Source organism: Subtercola boreus (genome assembly GCF_003399625.1).
Lineage (GTDB): Bacteria > Actinomycetota > Actinomycetes > Actinomycetales > Microbacteriaceae > Subtercola > Subtercola boreus_C.
This window is the reverse complement of the sequence record NZ_NBXA01000048.1, coordinates 1-21,953: the sequence shown is the minus strand read 5'-3', so window position 1 is coordinate 21,953 and position 21,953 is coordinate 1. Positions and strand designations below refer to the sequence as shown.

General features: G+C 62.0%; 21 protein-coding genes and 2 pseudogenes. 5 read left to right on the top strand and 18 right to left on the bottom strand.

The annotated features are described in order from the left end of the window. Positions 1-154 (top strand): annotated as a pseudogene (locus tag B7R21_RS20795) (AAA family ATPase); the annotation flags it as partial. Positions 155-595: 441 nt separating this feature from the next. Here the strand turns inward: B7R21_RS20795 and B7R21_RS18270 are convergent. The 7 genes from B7R21_RS18270 to B7R21_RS18240 all read right to left on the bottom strand — a co-directional run bounded on the left by B7R21_RS18270 (position 596) and on the right by B7R21_RS18240 (position 7,967). Next, positions 596-1,582, bottom strand: a complete 987-nt coding sequence (locus B7R21_RS18270) for a zinc-dependent alcohol dehydrogenase family protein (protein ID WP_116284692.1) — start codon at positions 1,580-1,582, stop codon at positions 596-598. 114 nt (positions 1,583-1,696) lie between these two features. After that, positions 1,697-3,088, bottom strand: coding sequence for an NAD-dependent succinate-semialdehyde dehydrogenase (locus B7R21_RS18265; RefSeq protein ID WP_116284690.1), 1,392 nt, complete (start codon positions 3,086-3,088; stop codon positions 1,697-1,699). 255 nt (positions 3,089-3,343) lie between these two features. Continuing rightward, positions 3,344-3,742, bottom strand: a complete 399-nt coding sequence (locus tag B7R21_RS18260; protein WP_172592267.1) for a pyridoxamine 5'-phosphate oxidase family protein — start codon at positions 3,740-3,742, stop codon at positions 3,344-3,346. Between the two features lie 56 nt (positions 3,743-3,798). After that, on the bottom strand, positions 3,799-4,833 hold the full coding sequence (gene adhP, locus B7R21_RS18255; protein WP_116284688.1) for an alcohol dehydrogenase AdhP: 1,035 nt from the start codon (positions 4,831-4,833) through the stop codon (positions 3,799-3,801). 31 nt (positions 4,834-4,864) lie between these two features. Next, entirely contained in the window at positions 4,865-6,286 is a 1,422-nt protein-coding gene (locus tag B7R21_RS18250) for an NAD(P)(+) transhydrogenase (Re/Si-specific) subunit beta (protein WP_116284687.1), read from the bottom strand. Next, the gene (locus B7R21_RS18245; RefSeq protein WP_216364306.1) at positions 6,283-6,624 is read right to left on the bottom strand and encodes an NAD(P) transhydrogenase subunit alpha; all 342 of its coding nucleotides are present in this window, start codon (positions 6,622-6,624) and stop codon (positions 6,283-6,285) included. Before B7R21_RS18245 ends, B7R21_RS18250 begins: the two co-directional genes overlap by 4 nt. After that, complete coding sequence (locus B7R21_RS18240; RefSeq protein WP_216364305.1) at positions 6,624-7,967, bottom strand: NAD(P) transhydrogenase subunit alpha; 1,344 nt, start codon at positions 7,965-7,967, stop codon at positions 6,624-6,626. The genes B7R21_RS18245 and B7R21_RS18240 overlap by 1 nt, the downstream gene beginning before the upstream one ends. 337 nt (positions 7,968-8,304) lie before the next feature. Between B7R21_RS18240 and B7R21_RS18235 the strand changes: the two genes are divergently transcribed. Continuing rightward, entirely contained in the window at positions 8,305-8,607 is a 303-nt protein-coding gene (locus B7R21_RS18235) for a hypothetical protein (protein ID WP_147305962.1), read from the top strand. Between the two features lie 221 nt (positions 8,608-8,828). Here B7R21_RS18235 and B7R21_RS18230 read toward each other — a convergent pair whose 3' ends face one another. Continuing rightward, entirely contained in the window at positions 8,829-9,872 is a 1,044-nt protein-coding gene (locus B7R21_RS18230; RefSeq protein ID WP_116284683.1) for an acetate/propionate family kinase, read from the bottom strand. A gap of 204 nt (positions 9,873-10,076) precedes the next feature. Between B7R21_RS18230 and B7R21_RS20515 the strand changes: the two are divergent. Next, positions 10,077-10,585 (top strand): annotated as a pseudogene (locus tag B7R21_RS20515) (transposase); the annotation flags it as partial. A gap of 184 nt (positions 10,586-10,769) precedes the next feature. Here B7R21_RS20515 and B7R21_RS18215 read toward each other — a convergent pair. The 3 genes from B7R21_RS18215 to B7R21_RS18205 all read right to left on the bottom strand — a co-directional run bounded on the left by B7R21_RS18215 (position 10,770) and on the right by B7R21_RS18205 (position 12,816). Then, entirely contained in the window at positions 10,770-11,441 is a 672-nt protein-coding gene (locus B7R21_RS18215) for a BON domain-containing protein (RefSeq protein ID WP_116284681.1), read from the bottom strand. Positions 11,442-11,445: 4 nt separating this feature from the next. Further along, positions 11,446-12,201, bottom strand: coding sequence for a glucose 1-dehydrogenase (locus tag B7R21_RS18210; RefSeq protein WP_116284680.1), 756 nt, complete (start codon positions 12,199-12,201; stop codon positions 11,446-11,448). A 309-nt stretch (positions 12,202-12,510) separates the two neighbouring features. Then, the gene (locus tag B7R21_RS18205) at positions 12,511-12,816 is read right to left on the bottom strand and encodes a hypothetical protein (protein ID WP_116284679.1); all 306 of its coding nucleotides are present in this window, start codon (positions 12,814-12,816) and stop codon (positions 12,511-12,513) included. A gap of 72 nt (positions 12,817-12,888) precedes the next feature. Between B7R21_RS18205 and B7R21_RS18200 the strand changes: the two genes are divergently transcribed. Then, positions 12,889-13,137 carry a hypothetical protein gene (locus B7R21_RS18200; protein WP_116284678.1) on the top strand — a complete coding sequence of 83 codons (249 nt, stop codon included), beginning with the start codon at positions 12,889-12,891 and terminating at the stop codon, positions 13,135-13,137. A gap of 127 nt (positions 13,138-13,264) precedes the next feature. Here the strand turns inward: B7R21_RS18200 and B7R21_RS18195 are convergent, their stop codons facing one another. From B7R21_RS18195 to B7R21_RS18185, 3 genes are all read right to left on the bottom strand, one after another. Beyond that, on the bottom strand, positions 13,265-13,999 hold the full coding sequence (locus B7R21_RS18195) for a GAF and ANTAR domain-containing protein (RefSeq protein WP_116284677.1): 735 nt from the start codon (positions 13,997-13,999) through the stop codon (positions 13,265-13,267). 13 nt (positions 14,000-14,012) lie between these two features. Continuing rightward, positions 14,013-14,696: a GAF and ANTAR domain-containing protein gene (locus tag B7R21_RS18190; protein ID WP_116284676.1), complete on the bottom strand. Its 684-nt coding sequence runs from the start codon at positions 14,694-14,696 to the stop codon at positions 14,013-14,015. A 297-nt stretch (positions 14,697-14,993) separates the two neighbouring features. Next, the gene (locus B7R21_RS18185; protein ID WP_116284675.1) at positions 14,994-16,238 is read right to left on the bottom strand and encodes an IS256 family transposase; all 1,245 of its coding nucleotides are present in this window, start codon (positions 16,236-16,238) and stop codon (positions 14,994-14,996) included. 146 nt (positions 16,239-16,384) lie between these two features. On the opposite strand from B7R21_RS18185, the gene B7R21_RS18180 reads away from it, so the two are divergent. Next, entirely contained in the window at positions 16,385-16,672 is a 288-nt protein-coding gene (locus B7R21_RS18180) for a hypothetical protein (protein WP_116284674.1), read from the top strand. Positions 16,673-17,262: 590 nt separating this feature from the next. On the opposite strand, the gene B7R21_RS18170 is transcribed toward B7R21_RS18180, so the two are convergent. From B7R21_RS18170 to B7R21_RS20510, 4 genes are all read right to left on the bottom strand, one after another. Then, entirely contained in the window at positions 17,263-18,141 is an 879-nt protein-coding gene (locus B7R21_RS18170) for a ParA family protein (protein ID WP_116284673.1), read from the bottom strand. Between the two features lie 318 nt (positions 18,142-18,459). Next, the gene (locus tag B7R21_RS18165; protein WP_172592266.1) at positions 18,460-20,883 is read right to left on the bottom strand and encodes a relaxase/mobilization nuclease domain-containing protein; all 2,424 of its coding nucleotides are present in this window, start codon (positions 20,881-20,883) and stop codon (positions 18,460-18,462) included. A 38-nt stretch (positions 20,884-20,921) separates the two neighbouring features. Further along, entirely contained in the window at positions 20,922-21,323 is a 402-nt protein-coding gene (locus tag B7R21_RS18160) for a plasmid mobilization protein (protein ID WP_116284671.1), read from the bottom strand. Positions 21,324-21,716: 393 nt separating this feature from the next. Further along, positions 21,717-21,953 (bottom strand): hypothetical protein (locus B7R21_RS20510; protein ID WP_216364303.1); only part of this gene is annotated, 237 nt, incomplete at its 5' end.

The following is a 21,953-nucleotide window of genomic DNA, read 5'->3' as shown; positions in this document are numbered from 1 at the left end:
CATCGCCGCCATCCAACGCATCACCCGAGGCAACTTCCGCCTCCTGGAACGCCTCTTCCCCCAAATCCAACGCGTCCTCCGAATCAACGAACTAGAAACCATCACCGACGACGTCATCGAGGCCGCCGCCAGCGTCCTCGTCATCGGCAACTAACGACAATCAGCGACCACAAAACACCGCCAACCAGCGCCGAACTCCACAAGTGTCCCTATATAAGAGGTACGACTTCCAACCCAACGAGACGCCTCGCAACCCTAGGGATACGAGACGCCGGGATAGCGAAGGAACGCCCCGATCTCGTCCGTAAGACGCCCGGTAGTCGGGCTTAATGTCGGGCAGGCTAAACGATGATCCCCGGAACAGTCGCGAGCTGGATCCCTGAGAGGGAGGGGATTCGTCCGCTGGCGGTCCCTCTTCCGGACGGAAGCGAGGCCAAAACCCTGTGGGCTCAGCGTCAGCACGGAACTCAGCGATGAAGTTACGGCGATTCGGCAAGAAGCAGGTTTTTCCTTGCTTTGCCTCGTATTGCCGTGCGGGCGCACTCGAGCGTGGGGTTGAGTGATTGAGAGATGGAGGAGACGTTCGGGCGGGGCATCACATGGTGATGACGAGGGATCCGGATGCTCGGCCGGCCCGCAGATCGGAAAGGGCGGTGTCTACGCTCTCGAACGGGTAGGTGGCGACCGTCGGGGTGAGAGAGAGGTTTTGCGCGAGTTGGAGGAAGGACGTTCCGTCGGCCCGGGTATTTGCAGTGACCGTGCGCAGGTCGCGTTCGTTGAAGAGGTTGTCGCTGTAGTTCATCGCAGGTATGTCAGACATGTGGATTCCGGCCAGAACAACGGTCCCCCCTCGCTGGGTTGCGGCAAGCGCGACCGGCACAAGCCTGCCAGCGGGTGCGAAGATGATCGCTGAATCCAGCTTCACCGGCGGTACTGCGCTTGCATCGCCGACAAAGGCTGCACCGATACTGCGTGCCAAATCTTGGTTGGAGGTCCCTCGAGTCATGGCATAGATGGTCGCCCCGGCTGCTTGGGCAATTTGGGCGGTGATATGGCCGCTTGATCCGTATCCGTAGATTCCGAGGGTGCCGCCGACGGGCAGAGCGGCACGGGACAGCGCTCGGTATCCGATGATTCCTGCGCACAGCAAGGGTGCTACTTCCGCCGCGTTGGTCGTTTCCGGCAGAAGATAGGCGAACGCTTCGGGCACGGTCGCGTACTCGGCGAAACCTCCGTCGGCATCCCAGCCCGTGTACTGAGAGTTTGGGCAGAGGTTTTCGCGTCCGCTCCTGCACCACAGGCACACCCCACAGGTGCGCCGCAGCCAGGCGATCCCTACTGTGTCACCGACTCGCAGGTGCCGTACACGTTCGCCGAGGGTTGTCACTGTGCCAACAATCTGATGCCCGGGAGTTACGTGGGCCAAGTGGGGCTTCAGCTCCTCGTCGATCACGTGAAGATCTGTCCTGCACACCCCGCACGCTACTACCCGAATGTTGACCTCATCGGGGCCGGGTATAGGTATGGCTTTACGAACCAAACTGATCTGCCCGGGCGCATCGCCTGTCGCCCACGCGTTCATCTTCTCCACAAGATTCCTTCGATTCCGTAGCCGAATACTGTGCAGGCGCGAGTTCTCGAACCGATCACTGGCAGGCCAGCCCCAAGGTGATGAGCTGGCCGGCCGAGGTGGAGGTTAGAAGGCTGCGTTGATGTCGACGATGTCGATGACTTTCTTATTGATGAACTCCTGGATGCCGAGGTTGGTCAACTCGTGACCGTACCCAGAATGTTTGACCCCTCCGAAGGGGATGTCGGCCTTCACCATTGTCGGATGGTTGACGTACACCATTCCTGTATCGATCTTCCTCGCCACCTTCTCACCGTTTTTGGTGTCCTTGGTGAACACTGACCCGCCGAGGCCGAATGGTGAATCGTTTGCCACGGCGATCGCCTCGGCTTCGTCCTTGACCCTGATCACGATCGCGACCGGTCCGAAGAATTCCTCGTAATAGGACGGATTTTTGGGGTCCATTCCTGTGAGGATTGTGGGCTGAGAGAACGCGCCGACCGACGGCACCGGGTCACCAAGGGTTTCTGCTTTCGCGCCACCGGCGACGGCCTCTGCGACCTGGCCAGCAAGTTTGTCGGCAGCTCCCTGGGACGACATTGGTGCGAGAGTTGTCTTAGGATCCATCGGATCTCCTGTTTTCAACGCGGCAACCCCGGTGCGGAACTTTGCGAGGAACTCATCGAAGACTTCATCGACCACAATGATGCGTTTTGCCGAGACGCAGACCTGCCCGGCGTTCCAGTAGCGGCCAAAGACTGCCCAGTCGACTGTTTTGTCCATGTCGGCGTCTTTGAGAACAACAAACGCGTCGGCTCCGCCCAGTTCGAGGGTGCTTTTCTTCACCGCTTTTGCGGCGTATGAGGCGATAATCGAGCCCGCCTCTTCGCTACCGGTGAGAGCGACACCGCGCACGCGCGGGTCGTTGATCACATACTCTGTCAGCTCGTGCGGCAGGTACAGGTTCTGGAATACACCGGCCGGCAGACCGGCTCGTGCGAACAGATCGTCGAACATCGCCGCGGCCTGCGGCACGTTGCTCGCGTGCTTAAGCAGAATGGTGTTGCCGGCAAGTAGCTGGGGTGCCGCTACGCGCACCACCTGGTAGTAGGGGAAGTTCCAGGGCTCTACGGAAAGGAGCACTCCGAGCGGTTCGCTGACTATTTCCACTTCACCTTCCGCCGCATAGGCGACAGGCACCGTCACTGTCTCTAACAGGCTTCCGCCCTGGTCTGCGTAGTACTGCAGGATGTCGGCTGAGAGATCGACTTCCGCTTCGGCTTCGGCGATTAACTTTCCCATCTCGAGAGTGAGAAGTTCGGCGTAGCGTCGCTTGTCCGCGCGCAACAACTCTGCTGCTTTGGCGAGGAACGCCGTCCGTGTTGAGAAGGCGGTCTCGCGCCACGAAAGGAACGCCTCATGCGCGGCCGTGATGGCAGCCTCGACCTCTTCTTTAGTAGCGTCGGGGAACGTTGCGACGACCTCGTTCGTGTACGGGTTGATGGTTTGATAGGTCATTTCGTAGTGCCTTTCTTATCGGTGGAATTGTTGTCAGACCGCACAGTGACTGCGTTCGTTGCTGCTAAGGACTCACCTTCGGCGATGATTGGCGGCGTCATTCTTGCGGCCCTGCGTCAGCAGCGGAGGGCTTCTTAGCCCTCCAGGGCATGTCGGTGGGCTGCGTTTCTGATATGTCTTCGGGATCGGCTTCAGTCATGAACCAGGCTTTTCGCGTCGGAAAAACGCTGGAACCTTGCGGGCACGTCATGGGCACTAGATCCTTCCAATCGGGAGGTGATGCTCGAACTGACGGCCGCGGATATGCTCGGCCACAATGCACACCCAGATTGCCTCCTGGGTGGGGATCCACGGAGGCATGCTGTCGCGCAACTCAACGCTCAGGGGCGGTTCCTCGGGAAGCACAGACGCACGTCCGCTGACCACCACGCTCCAGGTCCCGTTCTCGACTTCGGCATCCACTTCGAAAGCGACTCGGCGGTTGATCATCAGGTCGCGCAATTTCTCGCCAGCTGCCGTCCGGAACAACACGGTCTGTCGGTCGCACACGTAGTTCACCGGATAGATTTCCGGTTGCCCGTCGACGCTGACACCCAGGTGCCCGAGACTCCGTTCACGTAAACGCTCCCAGCTCTGGTCATCGGGAAGCTCCAAGACGGGTCCCTGCGGCGACCACTCTGCCTCCGGCAATGCGGCGCTCAAAGGATTCATCACGCCACCGGGAGGGCCGCGTGCGCAAACTCGAAGACGAGCCGTGCCGGAACGTCACCCGAGAGGACCTCCGCCATGGCGGCGTTGACGTCATCGAGCTCGCGCGTCTGGGCGACTACTCGGGTCTTACCGGCCGCGTGGAGGGCGAACACCTCCGTCAAGTCCTGACGGGTTCCGACGATCGAGCCGATGATCGAGATGCCTTTGATGACGGTGTCGAAAATCGGGATCTCCATTGCCCCGGTCGCCGGCATGGCGACGCAGACCAGTCGTCCACCGCGTCGCAGTGAGGCGAAGGCTTGGGCGAATACCTTCGCCGACGGTGCGAGAACGAGCGCCACATCGAGACCGCCGAGCTTCTGGATTTCGAGCACCGGATCCGAGGTCGCCGCGTTCACGACGTGACTGGCGCCGAGTTCGGTCGCGAGGTCGAGCTTCTCCTGCTCGATGTCAATTCCAACAACGAGGGCGCCCATGATGCTCGCGTACTGCACGCCGAGGTGGCCGAGCCCGCCGATCCCGAACACGCCGACGAGTTCGGTCGGCGTGATGTGGGCAACTTTAAGGGCCTTGTAGGTGGTGAGTCCCGCGCAACTGAGCGGGGAGGCGTCAAACGAGCTGATGCCGTCGGGCACGGGAACAACGTACTTCGCACTGGCGACCGCGTACTCCGCAAATGCGCCGTCCATCGAGTAGCCGCTGTCTTGCTGCTTCTCACACAGGGTCTCGCGGCCGTCGATGCAGTAGCGGCATTCTCCGCAGGCGGAGCCGAGCCAGGCGATCGCGACCCGTTCGCCGACGGTCCGATCGGTGACGTCGGCACCGAGCTTCTCGATGATTCCTACGCCCTCGTGGCCAGGAATCAGCGGCAGGGTCGGCTTGACCGGCCAGTCGCCGTGCGCGGCGTGAATGTCAGTGTGGCAGAGACCGCAGGTCTCCATCCGGATGAGCACCTGGCCTGCTGCTGGTTCGGGGATGTCCCGCTCCTGGATCTCGAGTGGGGATCCGAATGTGGTGACGACTGCTGCCTTCATGGTGTGCCTTTCGTGGAGAGAGATGGTGGGATCAGGCGGGGACGTACTCTTTGACCGCCGCCGTGATATCGGCGAGGCCTTTCTTGGCATCCGCGAAGAACATGCCGGTCTTCGGGTCGGTGAACAGCGGGTTACTGATCCCGGAGTAGCCAGGCCGCATCGAGCGCTTCAGGATGACGACCGACTTGGCATGGTCGACGTCGAGAATCGGCATGCCCGAGACCGGATTGCCCGGCTTCCGGGCATCCGGGTTGTAGACGTCGTTGGCGCCGACCACCAGGGCGACGTCGCAGTTGTCGAAAGCCACGTTGGCGGCATCCAACTGCAGCATCTGCTCGTAGGGCACGTTCGCCTCCGCGAGCAGCACGTTCATCTGACCCGGCATGCGGCCGGCCACCGGATGGATGGCGTACTTCACGTCGATCCCGTGCGCCATCAGCAACTTGGCCAGCTCGGCGACCTCGTGCTGCGCCTGGGCGGCCGCGAGCCCGTAGCCGGGGACGATCATCACGTGCTGGGCGTATGCCAGCTGCACGGCAACATCGTCGGCGGTGAGTTCGTGCACATCGGCGAGATCCTGAGCATCCGCCGGCGCGGACGACGTCGAGTCGCCGGTGCCGAAACCGCCGAGCACGATGGCCAGCACCGAGCGGTTCATGGCCTTCGCCATCTGCAGGGTCAGGATGGTGCCCGCCGCCCCCACGAGGGCACCGGCGATGATCAGCGCCTGGTTGTTGATCGCGAACCCGGCCATTGCGACGGCGAGGCCGGTGAATGCGTTCAACAACGACACGATCACCGGAGCGTCAGCCCCGCCGATCGGCAGCACCATGAGCACGCCGAACAGGAGCGACGCAACCAGCACGACCACGAGGAACAGAATGTTGTCCCCGATGACGATCGCGAAGACCCCCGCCGCGAGGGCAACTCCGATGGCCACGACGTTGACGATCCGCGCGCCGGGGAAGGTGATCGGACTGCCCGAAATGATGCCCTGCAGCTTGCCCGCGGCGATCAGCGAACCCGAGAACGTGACCGAACCGATGACGACGTCGAGCACGATCGGAATGGACGACGTGAGATCCAATCGCGCACCGCTCGTATGCAGCACGAAGTCGGCGAAGGCGACCGCCGCCGCCGCTCCGCCACCCACCGCGTTGAAGATGCTGACTAGCTGTGGGATGTCGGTCATCTTGACCGTGCGGGCGCGGATGATCCCGAATGCCGCGCCACCCGCTGCACCGAGCACGAGTGCGAGCCAGCCGATCCAGCTTCCGCCGGAGTTGATCAGCGAGAACACGATTGTCGCCGCGACGGCGATGACCATCCCGCCCGCCGAGATGAGGTTGCCGCGGCGAGCGGTCGAGGGCAGGCGCATGAGATGCAGCCCCACAACGAAAAGTGTCGCGGCGGCGAGGTAGATCACGCCGATGACGAAGGCGAAGAGGGTCATGAGGGGTCCTTGGAGTTAGCGGCGACAGGCGCTGCCGGTGCGGTCACCGCGGGAGCGGGGGCGTGCCGGGTGAACATCTGGAGCATCCGGTCGGTGACGACGTACCCGCCGAACACGTTGGCGGCCGCGAGAGCTGCGGCGATGAAAGTGAGCACATATCCGAGCGGGCTGTTCGCGACCGAGGCGGTCGCGACGGCACCGGCGATGACGACGCCGTGGATCGCGTTCGACCCCGACATCATCGGAGTGTGCAGTGTCGAGGGGATCTTGCCGATCACCTCGACGCCGACGAGCAGGCTGAGGACGAAGATTGCAAGGTTGCTGTACAGGGCTTCCATCAGGCGGCCTTCTTCGTGGTGTCGTCGGGAACGGATGACGTGGGTGCGTTGGATGCTGGGGCGTCGGCTTTAGGAGCATCAGCTGTGGGGGCGCTGACCTTTGTCGCATCGGGTAACGCGTCGAGCTTCAGCACCTTGCGCATCGCCGCGTTAGTGACTTCGCCGTCGTGACCGACGACGATGCCCTGGTGAACCTCATCTGTCGGGTCGATCACGATCTCGCCTTCCGGGGCGAGCGAATCGAGAACGGCAACCACGTTGCGTGCATACATTTGCGAAGCTGAGGCGGGCAGATCGGCCGCGAGCTCGCCACCTCCGACGAGCGTGACGCCGCCCTTCGTGACCGTGGTCTTACCTTCCGCGGAGCCAGCGACGTTGCCGCCGAGCGAACTGGAGCCGAGATCAATGCAGACCGAGCCCGCTCGGAGGGTCTTCAATGTGGCGGCGGAGACGAGTTCCGGCGGGGCATGACCTGGTACTTTCGCGGTCGTGATGATGACATCGAAGTCGGCGAGTGCGTCGTCAAGTTCTTTCTGCTGGGTGGCTTTCTCGTTATCGGTCATGACACGTGCGTAGCCGCCAGCGGCTGAGCCTTTGGCGACCGAGCTGGTCAGGAACTTTGCCCCCAGCGATTCGACCTCTTGGCGCGAAGCGTCGCGGATGTCATAGCCAGTGACGACCGCACCTAAACGCCTGGCAGTGGCGATCGCCTGGAGACCGGCGACGCCCGCGCCGATCACAATGACCTTGGCTGGGGTCGCCGTTCCAGATGCCGTAATCATCATCGGCAGGTACCGACCGAAAACATACGCGGCCACGATCGCAGCACGGTAGCCAGCCGCGCTCGACTGGGAGCTCAGCGCATCCATCGACTGCGCCCGGCTGAGCGTGCGCGGGACGAACTCGAATGCGATGGTGGTAACCCCACGTTTGGTGAGCTCGCGGATCATGTCGGGTCGGTTGAGAGGATTGAGCAGGCCAACCACGGCCTGATCCTTCGTGAGGGCTGCGACGAGCTTGTCGTCAGGTGTACGGACAACCGCAATGACCTGGGAGTGTTTGAGAATGCTTGCGCGGGTCTGGATGGTAGCTCCGGCAGTTGTGTACGCCTCATCGGTGAAACTCGCGGCTTCGCCAGCACCGGACTCGATGTGCACGGTACGGCCAGCCTTGACGAGCTTGGCGACCGCTCCAGGATCAAGGGCGACCCGGTGCTCGCCTTCTTCAGTTTCGGTGAGAACACCGACACGAAGTGCCGAGGGCGACGGAGTGGCTGTTGCAGCCATGACAATCCTCTGTTCGGAGCGAATAAATTCGCCGCCGAGGACTGGAGCAGCAGGCATGACTCTACGCTTCACGCCACAGAATTTCGTACGCCTGTGACTATTGCCAGAAAGGACCTTCGGCCCTTCCCTTTGGATTGCTGCCGGCCATCCCGCGAATGAGCCCTTTCGGCATCAGCCCCTTAATCATTCAGGTATTGCGCCCGCCTTGCGCGAGCCTTTTCACCACGAACTTCGACTGCTGCGCTGTGGACGGCGAATGATGATGTCGCCCCGATAGATGGTGGTTTGTCCGCGAATGTGCACATCTTCTGACCTGCCGCCCGCCCTCAGATAGTTTTCTGGTTCCGCCGCGCTTTTCGCGGAGATTGTTTTTGGTGCGCAGGGACGGGCTGCCGTGCCTGGCTCCCACCAACGTTTTCTGGCGTTCAGTTTGCGCCGTATCGCATCGTGGAGTGTGGTCGCCCTGTTCGCGCTCGAGGGTGTGCTCGGGCTCACCACCGGTGCCGCTGGTGTCTGGGGACTGATCAATATTGGTGTTGCGGTCTGGCTCGCAAGCTCGGAGTTGCAAAACCATCACGATGACTGTTTCAACGGTCGTGGCAAAAAAATTGTGGCCGGGATCCGGAAAAGGTTCACACCCCCGCGTCGCTCCCAGACCATCGTTCGCCTGAACCTGGAGGGAGCGCGCATCACGTGAACCCTCTGAGCGTTCGCGACGATCGCGAGGGGAGCTCAACGCTCTTCGGTAGCTCCCCATGCGAGATACGTCGTCCTCGATCGGTTCCGCACTTGCGTTCGCAGACTGGGAGTCGATCGCGTGGGCAGTTGATCGCCGGGCTGGCGGTCGGTGCAACTTCGGTGATCGCTCCGGTCTATATAAGCAAGATCGCTCCGACCCGCGTCACCTCAGACGAAGATTCAGTGGGCGTTTGGATCGGTGACGCCGACCATGAGCCCGGTCGCGCTCGCGCGCCGGATCATCACCAGGTCTTCCCGAGCTGTGATCACCGCGACCGCAACTGCCGAGCGCGAGTTGCTGACGAGACGATCCGAGCCACCCGCGCGGTTGGCCGTTTCGTCGAGTTCGAGCCCGAGGAACGCGAGCGATCCCACTGCGTCCGCCCTAGCGCGTCCGGCCCGTTCGCCAATGCCACCACCAAAAACGATGAGGTCAACCCCGCCCATCGTCGCGATCATTTCGCCCATCTTGCCGACTAGCCGGTGTAGCCACACGTCGTAGGCCAAGGTGGATCGTACGTCGCCTGCCTCCGCGTCGCGCATGATGATCCTCATATCGTCATGTCCGGCGATACCGGTCAGTCCGGACGAACGTTCGAGCGCAGAAGACATCGTCGCAACGTCGATCGACGTGGTACTCAGCAACCAGACAATGGCGCCCGGGTCGAGGGAGCCTGGGCGGGTCGCCATCACCAAACCGTCGACCGGCGTGAACCCCATCGTGGTATCGACGCTCAATCCGTCAACGATGGCGGCCAGCGACGATCCGGAGCCCAGGTGGCAGCTCAGTACGCGGCGGACCTTCCGGTCTCCGACCAACTCCCGTCCTCGTGCGTCGGCGTAGTCGTGGGCGAAGCCGTGGAAAGTCGTATCGAAGCAGGCGATCGCGATCGCCCCCGCGAATACCTGTGCGAGAACATCAATCACGGCCAGTGCGTTGCGTGTATGAAGCGGCGCCAATGGCGCGACCGTCTCGAGTTGAGCCCTCGTTGACCCGGTGATCACGGTGGGGCCGTGAAAGACTCCGCCGCCGTGCACGAATCGGTGCAACACGCAGTCGGGCTCAAACGCCGGACCCTGGTGTCGGGCGAGTTCGCGCCAGCGGGCCGCGTCCCACGTCATGGGCGACTCATCCCCCGTATCGATTTCCTCCGGCCCTTTCGCACCGACGATGGTCACCTTGCATGACGACGACCCGACGTTGATGACCAGAATCTTCGACACCGGTCACACCGCCAGAAGTGCGCGTCTGACTTTGTTCAGGGTCGCTAGCTCTGCCTTGGTGAAAGTGGGTGGTTGCAGATCGAGGTGGTTGATGATGTGGGAGACGTTTCCGCCCACGATCGCGCGGCACTCGTAAGGGACTGCTGTCGGTTTGCCTGACTCCTGACTTGTGAGGATTTCGGTTCTCACGGAAGGATATTCACCGTGCCAAAAGCTTTCCCTCTGGAGTTCCGCCGCGATGTTGTCGCTGTCGCCCGGAAGGGCGATGCCCCGATCGCTCGAGTGGCCAAGGACTTCGGGATCTCCGAGTCGTGTTTGCAACGCTGGTTAGAACTGGCCGATATCAAGGACGGCAACCGGCCGGGCGTGACCGCCGCTGATGCGGCCGAGCTGCGAGAGGCGAAGAAACGGATTCGGCTGCTGGAGCAGGAGAACGAGGTCCTGCGCCGGGCGGCCGCGTATCTGTCTCAGGCGTCGCTCCCAAAATGGGGTTCCCGCTGGTCCACGAGTTGGCCGCCGACCGGAAGATTCCTGTCGCGGTGACCTGCCGGGTGCTGGGCTTCTCTAAGCAGTCGTTTTTCGCTTGGCGAGCCAACCCGGTCTCGCAGAGGGACTGGGACAACGCCCACCTGACCAACGCCGCCCTCGATATCCATGGCGACGAGCCCGGGTTCGGATACCGGTTCATCGCCGACGAGATCGAAGCCGAAGGGGACTCGTCGAACTCCGGAGCGTGGCACGGTCGCGAATTCGGTCACGGTGGCGAGTCGACGGCGGGCATAACGATGGCGAGGATCGAAACTTCGTTCCCGGCTTGACTCACATCTTCGATAGCGGGCCGCCCCACGTCGCCGAGAGGCTGGCGCGTTTCTCTGCGCCAATCTCACAGCTCGGCGGCTAGAACCAGCTGACGATGATCTGGTTCTCGATATGGGTGACGTAGGGCGACGACCACGCGATGTGCTCGGCCGTGCGGCGCTGCGCCCAGGTGTGCACGGAGCCGGTCAGCTTCGCGGTGGTGTCGGTCACGTGCACGGTGATGTCGGTGCCGAAGAGTGACGCGTTGCGCTCGAGTGCTGCCGTGATGTGTTTCGCGGCTGAAGCATCCTTGGGGCGCGCACGAAGGGTGATCAGGTTTTCGACGTAGTCGACTCCTTTAATGCGCTGGATGGCTCGGCGCGCGTCCTCCCTTTCGAAGTTCCATTCGACCTCACCCGTGAGCCTGACGACGTGACCATTGACTTCGGCCTTGACCGTGGTCGGAATCCCGGCGGTCCATTCGAGTGCGCGCTCAATTGACTTAGCGATGTCATTTTCCGTTGGCGTGTTGCTGATCGTGGAATGCACCGTGATGTTGTCGACCACCGTGCGCACGCCGCGTACTCGAAGGGCGGCCTTCGTGGCGGCGGTTCGTTGCAGGTAGGTCGAGACCTCGCCCGAGAGCGTGATTGCTCCGTCGTCGGAGGAGACGCCGATGCTGGCGGCATCGAGTTCCGGGCTCCAATCGAGTTCGTCTTCGACAGCGGTTTGAACGTCGTGGTCGCTCCGCAGCGGTGTGGCAATAGACATGGTTTCAGCTTTCTTTTGTGGGGGTGGGATTGCTTGGAACGCCGGCAGTGAGACCGCCGTCGATCACGAACTCTGCACCGGTGGAGTAGCTGGATTCATCGCTGGCGAGAAACAGCACTAGCCGGGAAACTTCGATCGGATCAGCCGCACGGCCGAGGGGAATCTGAAGATGATCAGAACTGATGCCTACGGTCATCGGGGTGGTGATCAAGCCGGGGTGAATGGAGTTCACGCGCACGCCTACGTGTCCCAGCTCAAGCGCTACCGACTTGGTGATGCCGCGAACTGCGAACTTGGATGCGACGTAGGCGTGAAGTCCGATACTTCCCCTGAGTCCCTCTACTGAGGAGACGTTGATGATGGATCCGCTCCCCTGGCGAGCGAGCACGGGAGCGACCGTCTTCATGCCGAGGAAGGTGCCTGTGAGGTTGATGTTCAACGTCTTCTGCCACAGTTCGAGCGGGAAGTCGGCGATCGGTGCACCGTTCGCGATTCCGGCGTTGTTCACCAAAATGTCGATTCGGCCGAACGTGTCGATGGTCGCAGCAAGGGCGGCTGCCCACTGGTCGGGGTTGGTCACGTCGAGGTGCACGTAGTGCGCCGCCTTGCCCAGCTCGTCCGCGAGCAACTGCCCTTCGGTATCGAGCACATCTCCGATGACGACCTTTGCGCCTTCTTCGATCAGCAGTCGGGCGTGGGATGAACCCATCCCACGAGCACCACCGGTGATCAGCGCGACCTTGTTCTCTACCCGGTTCATGCTGCCGTCACCTCTGGCGCCCACTCACTTTCGATGGGCTGCGAGACAGTTCCAGCAGGGCAGATATTGCTGGGGTCGTCCCAACCGACGGCGGTGATCACGCCGGTCGAGTCGGCCGAAAAGGTGAGCAAGATTGCAGTCATGAGGAGCTCCTGTGCAGGTCGGTTGAGAACCGCTGCCGAGGTTTGGAGCAACTAGCCTGATATTACGTTCGCGCGAAGTAGCTGACTAGGGACTTTGTACCCGACGCGCCCAGCCCGAACTCAGCGGGGCTCAACACCGCCCATAAAACTGCCGCCCGTATGGTGCTCAAAGCGGACCGAGGGTACTCTCGAGCCGGCAATGAAGCTTGTGAAGGGCACCGCTGAGGGCTTCGTCGATCGTCGAGGCGGTGTCCAAGGCGAATTCGGAGTTGCGCCCTTCCAGATGAGCTGCGAGCCGGCAACGGATATTGCCGCCGGTGTTTTGGCCAGTGCTGCCGTCGCTCAGGTTGACTTGTAGACGCGTCAGATGGGTGCCGAAGTCTTTCAACGCGGTTGTTGCTGTGACCTCTATGCTGCCGATCACCTCTTCGGTGCGAGCGATGTTGTGCGGGGAGTAGACGATGATCTTCATTGTTCCCCCGCGGAAGCTTCCAGTTCGTGGCACGGTCGCGAACTCGGTCACGGCACCGCGACGACGGCGGGCATGGCTATCGACCAGGACGTGGTGCCGCCAAAGTCGACATTGGAGGGATCCGAACAGTCCGGGACCGGGACCAAATCGCGGGGGCCGAGGGTCGGGGATTGGGTGGGCTCGACGGCGACGGCGACGTCACTCATGGAACGCGAGCGATTCTTCGCTGGCGTTCGCATCGAGATCCGTGTCGGGATCGGAACCGTTAGGAGGCGGCTGGACGAGCCCATGGCTGTCGACAACGAATATGGCGGGAGCTGAACCGATAACGGTCATGTTGTTCCTTGGTCGAAAGCGGAGATGTATCCGCTGCCAAGGATTGGAGCAACAGGGTGGACGCTAGCACCGTTGGGTGTGATCGCGCTAGCCGCATTCAGCTATGGAGCCATTAGTGCGATATTGCAGCAACCTGTCGGACGCTGATCGCTCTGGTGCTGACCTGCTCGGACACTGACCTGATCGTCAAGTTGCGGTCTCTCGCGTACTTGCGGAGCAGATTGAATGCATCATCCATGCTTAACGAAAGCTCGTTTGCGATGACGCCTTTCGCTTGCTCGATGAGGATGCGGCTATCCAGGGCACGATGAAGTTGGCCTTCCATGAGGTGGCCCTCCTGTATGACCCGCTCCTGCAGGATGCCGATGGTGGCGACATCCGCGAGAGCTTGGGCGACGGCCGCGTCGCGAGGGGTTACCTCGCCGGCGGTGATCCCGAACAGGTTCATGGTGCCGAGGATCTTTCCGCGCAGCTTCATCGGGGTCGCTAGCACCGAGTGAAACCCCTGCTCCATTGCGGCCGTTCGAAATTTTGGCCACTGCTGGGATTCGGAGATTTCACGAACGGAGACGGCGACACCGGTTCGGAAGCAGTCAATGCATGGTCCTGCGGCGGCCGCGAGCTGCATAACCTCCACCAGGTCGGCCGCCTCGCTGGTGGACGTCATCAGCTGGAGGTCACCGTTCCCATCCACGAGCATCAGCCCGCCCGCCTCCATGCCCAATATTCCGACGCATTCGGAAACGAGAGTGTGTAGCAGGTCGACCATGTCGTACTCGGTGGTCAGGGTGTCCGCAACCGAGATAAAGGCCGCGCTGATCCGCGCTTCGCGTGAAGTACCGTCCATGTCATGCTCCTAGCTAGAGGTTTTCAGGAATGTCGTCGAAACGAAGGGTGCGTTCGACTACTCGGTGAGCGACCTCATCGATTGATTTCCCAGTCGCGAATGCATAACCCTGCAGGCGCGAAAACGCCTCGGTGGCGCTGATGTCCAATTGGGAAAGAATCAGGCCGGTTGCCTGATGGACTTCGCGGCGCAAAGCCGGTGCCAGAACGGATTCGTGGGAATCAGGACTCTCCGCTGAAAGGAGAGCCTTCTGAACAGCTCCACTGGCAGCGCGGCCCGCCAGCACCGAGGCACGTGACAGAAAATCCTGATCTACCTCTCGTGGAGTAGTGCAATACAGATCCACTACCCCGACAAGCGCGGCGCCCATGAGCATCGGAAAACAGAAAAGCGCGCCGACACCCAACTCGCTCACCGCAGGCAGAAAGATCGGCCAACGGCTGCGCTCCGTCACCGCTAAGTCAGGGCAAATAATCGCCGCGCGGGAGGCGACAACATCCCACCGCGGCCCCTCGCCGAGCTCGAACTGCAACGCGTCGATCCGCGCGGCATGGGAATCGCTGGCACACACCGTTGCCTGCCTCGCGAGGTTGCTTGACACCGAGATCGAGGCGCCTGAGACACCCAACTGGCGCACAAACGGCAAACACAGCGAGTCGGTCGAAGAGCCGACATCTTCGATTAGGACGGGAACCATTGCAGACCTTCAACGAACCGTTGATGGATGCGAGAACCCAAGCAAGCTTCGGAAGAGTCCGGGAGGTGAAAACCGCCCTGCAATCAGACTACGCGGGATCAATGTCGGAGTCGACCACGATCACCTGAAGACCTTGAGCCGTCTCGGATACGATGCGTAGTTGGCACTCGCGTCTGCTGTCGGCCTGATTGGCTCCCAAGGGGCTGCCCTTTTCAAGCCCCCGCAGCAGCGCAAGATGGTCACGTCCCGCTGAGTGGTGGAGTTTCTCAACACCGTGCGGGTCAGTGGTTCTATAGCTTAGGCGGCGGCGAGTTCAGGGAGGATCACCGCCTCGTCGATGACGTCGATGGGGTTGTTCGTGGTGGCCAGCTCGAGCATTGATGCCTCGGAGAAGTAGCGGCGTTCGCCGGCCTCCCACTCGTCGTGCTGCTCGATCAGAACCGACCCGGCCAGGCGCAGGAGGGCGGCAGCGTTGGGGAACACGCCGACGACGTCAGTGCGGCGTTTGATCTCCTTGTTCACCCGTTCGAGCGGGTTCGTGGACCAGATCTGGCGCCAGTGCCGCCTGGGGAACGCGGCGAAGGCGAGCAGGTCGGGTAGCGCGTCGACGAGCATCGCGGCGACCTTCGGGTGCGAGCGGCCGAGCATCGTGGTCACCTCGAGGAACTGCTTCTCGATGTGCTCGCGATCGGGTTGGGCGAAGATCGTGCGGATGATCGACGCGACCATGTCCTGGGATCCCTTCGGGATCACGGCGAGGACGTTGCGCATGAAATGCACCCGGCACCGCTGCCACCCGGCGCCCTGGAACACGGTCTTGATGGCCTTTTTCAGCCCAGTGTGGGCGTCAGACATGACCAGCTTGACCCCGTCCAGGCCCCGGGTCTTCAGCGACCGCAGAAAGCTGGTCCAGAAGCCTTCGTTTTCGCTGTCACCGACGTCGAAGCCGAGCACTTCCCGGCGGCCGTCAGCGGCCACTCCAACCGCCACGACGATGGCTTGGGACACGATCCGGTGCCCGACCCGGGCTTTGCAGTAGGTGGCGTCGAGGAAGACGTAGGGGAAGTCTTGGGCGGCGAGGGTGCGGTCGCGGAACTCGGCGACTTCAGCGTCCAGGCCTGCGCAGATCCGGGACACTTCCGACTTGGAGATCCCGGTATCCGCGCCGAGCGCTTTGACCAGGTCGTCGACTTTCCGGGTCGAGACGCCGTGCACGTAGGCCTCCATCACGACCGCGAACAACGCCTGATCGACCCGGCGTCGCCGCTCAAGGAGCGCCGGGAAAAACGAGCCGGCGCGCAGCTTGGGGATCTTCAGACCAAGGTCGCCGGCCGTCGTTGACAAGGTCCTCGGTCGGGTGCCGTTGCGGTGGGTGGTGCGGTCGTGGGAGCGCTCGAACGGGGCGGCGCCGATGAACGCGGCCGCTTCCGCATCGATGAGTTCTTGGTAGAGAGTTTCGGTCGCGACGCGGATACGGTCGGTGACATCGGTGAGTTTGAGTTCTCCCAGCAGGTCGAGCAGGGCAGACTGGTCTAGAGCCATCGTGTGGTGTCCTTTGTGAGTTGCTTTAGTCGGTACTCACTGACCATCCCACGGTGGCTCTTTACGTTGACGAAGCAACGCTCAAGAGCGGGAAACCACACCACTCACAGGGACGTAACCACCGCCTGGCCCCTTGGGTCCGGCAGATGAGTCTTTCCGATCAAATATTCATCACGGGCACCACGCTCGCGCTCGAGGACATTCGTCTGCGCCGAACGGACCTGCGCTACCCGATCGATGAAGCTGCGCTCCGCGAGGGGAGCCCAGCAGACGCATATCTGGCAGCGCTGGCCTTGTCTGAGGCGTATGCTCATCAGCCAGAGTATGAGGCTCCGGACGATGTCGATGAGCACCAGAGGATCTCTAACATGGCACGCGAGCTGGCGGAGCGAATTGCCAAGTACCACCCGGACGTCGTCAACGACTCGTTGTAGTTGGCCGCTGTGGGGCAATCCGAGGCAGCTGATGAGGTCTTTTTTTCCCGCGCTGAAGTCTCAGCCTTCACCCAAGCAGTCAGGGCCTATCGGCCTGACCAGCTGATCCCGCTGCTCGCTCGGATGACTGCCCGCCTCGATCCCAACTATCGGGGCTTCGAAGGTCGCTCGACCGGGCGCGCCTTGGGCGAGGCCGGTTTACGTTAGCGGCTCTAGCCCTAGAGAAGCTCGTAATTCGGCTTCAGTGCTTCCTTGTAGTTCAGCTTCGTGAGAGCGAAGGAGGTCCAGGGCAACACGGATGAGTGTGTTGTCGGTCAACCTCTCCCCCGAACCGCTGCGCCGAAGATTAAGCGTTTTGCGTTTTGCTTCTACCCAGGCAATCTGATCTTGACGTTGCCTCGTCTCCTTCCGTTCGAAGGATAGCCATTTTGGTTCGCTCCGCTGCTTGCTGCCCTCGACTGCCGGCGTAACGGGAACGGGTGGAAGTGAGGGAGCGACCTCAGGTATCGCAGTTGGGGTCTGCACCTGTTCGACCTGAGGAATCAATTTAATTGGGCTTTCGCTGCCCGGACGTCGGCGCGCAGGCTGGCTCATACGGTTGTCTCCTCTGGGAGTAGCTCAGCAATGTACTTGGTAGCTAGGGCGTCGTAAAGACCAACGGTCTTGCGAGAGTTCCGATCCGACCACGCGGTAAGTGAAGCTGCTGCTGCGTCCGCTTCCGCGAAACGAGACCATTCCGGAAGATATGAAGGGTTTACGGTCACTCCCCCATCGGGCCAGTGAATTGGTCCCTTCAGATCCCACACCAGCTCTCCGAACTCCTCCTCGATACCCCTCAGCTGAAAATCTTGCTCACTGGTTGGTTTGCGCCGTGTGACTACGACGCCAGCCACACGCAGGTTCGGATTGAGGAGGTCGACGGCATGCCGGAATACAAAGTCACGCACCCTGATCGCGGCCTCAATCGAGTCATAGTTCGGGTCGGTAGGGATTATCACGGAGTCGGCGGCCGTGAATGCCATCTGCACGAGGTGTCCAAGATCTGGGCGCGTATCTATGAGGATGGTGTCGTATGCCTCCGACCAGCCGGTGAGTGCTCTGCGGAGCCGTCGAGCTGCGCCAATAACTGCTGCTTCCGACTCGCGGTTAATGAGGTCATACCTCGCCGGGAGCACGTCGATCAACTCTGATTCAGCAGTTGGCTTGCCCTCGGCATCAATCCAACCGCAAGCAAGAACCGCGCTCTGCCCCGCACCGTCCTGGTCGGCTCGAATTACCTCGGACATACTCACGATGGCGTTGGCAGGGTCTATTTCGATGCCCAGACGGCGAGTGGAATTTGCTTGCGGGTCCATGTCGACCACCAGCACTTTCTTTCCACGTCGCGCTAATCCTGCCGCGAGCTGAACTGTGAGGCTGGACTTCGCCACTCCACCTTTGTTGTTCGCGATTACCGTTACGTGCGCCATACATCTCCAACTTCGGAGTTACTAACTCCGAATTACTAGTTCGGAGTTAGTAACTCCGAACTACGCCACCCGGGCGAACTACGAACTACGAACTACGAACTACGAACTACGAACTACGAACTACGAACTACGATATTTGAGTTCGTCCTCTTGGTGTTGCATATCCGGTGGCGAGTCCGAGCAAAACAGCCCTGCAGTCTGCATCGTCAAAACGGGCAGGGGCGCGTTCATTCAGCCATTCACGACGTGGCGGGCAGCACCCGGCCTTACATGCGCGGCCCACTCATGCCGCCCTCAAGCACCCCGAGGGATGGGTTGTCATCGTTCGTAGCCGCGGTCGCGTTCCTGGTTGGACTGGGTGGGCGGTGTCCAGTGCCGGTCGCGGTTTTGTTCGGTGTATTCGTGGGCGGCGCGAGCGTTTGCTTGGGCGCGTTCTTGTTCCGCTTTGGTCGCTTTGACCGCGGCGGTGAGTTGTTGTTCGGGTTGGAGCGTGTCGAATCGTGCCATTGCCGCGGTGGCGTTGTGGATGCGTTGCTCGAGGTGGGGGAGTTCCTGTCGGGCAGACTCGATCGGTGGGAGCCGTCCGTAGGTTCGTTGGTTGTGATGAATCCGTCGCATGGTCTCGTGGTCGCTGACGCTCATTTGTTCTACCGTTTGCGTCCAGCTAGTCCGAATGCCCGACTCGGCTTTCGCCGCAGCGGCCGCTTCTGCTGCGGCTTGTTCCTTAGCAAGGCGTGCACGCTGTAGTTCTGTAGGTTCGTTGTTGCGGGCGGCTTGAACGATGTGTTGGGTGTCGGCGTAGACCCACTGCTCGAGCTGGTGCCTGCCTTCCGGTAGGGGGGTCGGGTGGGCGGCTTGTCGTTCGGCGCGTATGGCGGCAAGATCGGCCCGGGCACTGCGTTTGGCAAACACCCCAGCGGTAGAGACACGTTCTTCTGCAGCGATGATCGCTGCAGCGTCCGCTTGCGCTTTCGCCGTCGCGGATTGCTCCAGCCGTGCCAGGTTGTTCGTGTGCGCTTGATCAAGGGGTTTCCACACTGCTTTGGCGGCTGCTGCTTCGGCGCGGAGGGCATCCGTGTGACGGGCCGCGTCAGCGGGGGAGGGGCGTCCAGAGGCAACCCACTCAGCGTTTCGTTCGTCACGGCGGGCTGCGCGTTGCAGCGTCTCACGGCAACCGTCGGCGTGGTAGTTCATCTGGATGAGCTGCTTCGTGCGTTCCTGCCGCCACGCATCAACGAACGCCTGCTGTTTCGCTGTCAGTTGCACCGCCGGGGGAGCGGTGACCGTAATGGTCCCGGCAGCGGGTGATTGCTGCGTGACGGTGCGGAGTCGCTCGTGGATGGTGGCGGTTATGTCGCGGGCCCGGCGGGCGTCACCGGCGGCCTGATGCATGTCTCTGAGGGCGCGGCTGAGCTTCTCCAGCTCCCGCAGCACCAGAAGGACTTCCTGGGCGGGTTTGCCTGCCTGTGTGGCGTGCAGGAGTACTGCGGCGCCGCCCGCAGCGGACGGCCACGACACCGGCCGCGGTTTCGTTTCGTACGCGCGAAGGTGCGCAGACCGTGCCAGGGAGCGTGATGCTTCCGCTAATGGGCCTGGGGTTGTTTCCATGCGCTGGGACCAGGCCGCGAACGCCCCGGATGCTTCTTTCGCGACGCGCGCCCACGCATCTCGATCCCCAGCAGGCACACCCCGCATCTGCTCTTGCAACCGGGCGAGATCCCGGGCGTATTGCTGCCACATCTCCGGAGTCGGCGCTGCTGTCTCCCGGCCGGGTTTCACGGGCTGGTAATGGTTCGGGTTTGCGCCGGCTGTGCGCCATTCTGCGGCGGCGTCTGTCGCGGTTTCTGGGCGGTCGGGCCATCCTTTCCGAAGCTCCGGGAGGGTCAAGTCGCGGGCGAGTTTCCCGCCGCCATGCCACACAACGGTGTCGCCTTTGTCGGGGCGAAGAGCTACGGAGTACCCGGCGATGACGTCGTCACGGCCGTCCGCGTACCGGGGGCGGATAAGGACTCCGGATTGCCTCATCCGGCGGACGAACTCCGCCTCACCCACCGACGCGACAGCGGCTGCGCGGACGGCGCGCTCGAGGCGGTGTGCGTCAACCTCGACCTGACCCCGGCGTGACGCCGACTCACGCGCCCCGGGCGTGATGCCGCGTTCGCCAAGCTCCCGGTTGGGCTGGTTCGACAGCTGTAATCCGTGTTCTCGCTCGAGCTCCAGACTGACCTGTTGTGACCGGTCGAAGTCCCGGTGTACGAGCGCTTTGGTGCCGTCTTCGCGGACGAGGGAGACGGCGATATGAATGTGGTCGTTACCGTTCTTCGACACCCCGTGACGCACCGCCACCCACCGACAACCCGCCCTCCCCGACTCGTCGCCCGCGAACCCCATCCGGTCCACGAAGTCCGTCGCGATCCGTCCCCACTTCTCATCCGACAGCTGCCCCTCCTCAGCCGCCAACGACAAAGAGCAATGCCACACGTCAGCCGGCACACGCTCCTTCAGGATCGCACCAGAAGAATCTCTTTGGGCGACACCCTCAGCGTCTTTCTGCACGGCGAGACGCGTCACTTCGACGCCGAAGAACTTCCGCGGCCGATCCAGGCTTTTCGCGATCTCTAACGCGGCCGCACGGTCAAGAACCGCTCCGCCGCCGTGGATGGCCATGATGGACGGGTCCCCGGCTACGAGGTGTTGTTCGGTGTGCTCGTTCGTCTTCCCACCACCAACCAGGTAGGACATGAGTCCGGACATTTGGGAGCCTCGGGTGATGTTCGTTCTCACTGGCCCGCCAACCTGTCAAGCGTCGCCTCAAGCTTCGGAACCAACCGCCGATACTCCGCGTACACGTCCTCCGCCTCAGCCGGGAACACCCCTTCCGTGTTCGCGAACCTCGCGAGCTGGTTCATGTTGTCCGACACCGACTTCAACAACCTCGACACCCGAAACAGTTCAGCACCAACGAGTTTCCACTCCGTGTCCGTACGCACCTGCGCGTTCATCGCGGACTCGAACAACAGACGCGGCACCGTGACATCAAGGACCTCGGCGCGGGCTCGCAGATGCGCGTCCTCGGTCGGGGTGACGGACACCTCGTAGCGTTTCGTTCGACGCTGCTCAACCGGAACGTTCGCGCGGCGGCGCCGGCCGAAGAGACGGCCCTCACGCGACGAATCCGACACGGTAATCCTTTCTGGCCCAGCGCAGCGAACCCGCCACCCGGCGGGGACCATACGACCAGTATGCCCCGCACCCACCCGCAGAGCGGGGAGGCGCGCAAGCAAGTTACCCCGGGTAACGCTATAGCTTGCTCCAGAATATTTAAGCGTGCCGTCGCTGTTCCCGTGGTGAACGGGTCAGCAAGCATTCGGCTCCCGTCTGTCTCCGCAGTTGGTTCCAGTCGGTTCTGCTGGCAGAAGTGATGAGTGCACCCCGACATGCATCGCAGGAATTACCGGCTTCACCCCTTCAGGACGCTGTCGACGATCTGCCTGGCGGCTGTCGTACCGCGCTGGTGACACCGGAACGCAGCAATAAACGGATACTGGTCCTGTAAGCATCGGCACGCACGGCATTCAACGGTTTGGCGGCGTATTCCGGCTATCGGGATTCTCTCGTTCGCGTTCGGCATGCTCGGCGTGCATCCGATAGATCACGTCTTGTTTTTCGACGTGGAGCAAGCCCTTGTCTGTGACAGCTTGAGTGGAGTCCATGATGACGGCTTGGTTCACTACCACCTGGCGGCTTGCCGGGGTGTTGTGACGGTCTGATTCACGTCCACCTGCACCGTTGATTATCTGACCCTGTGGTGT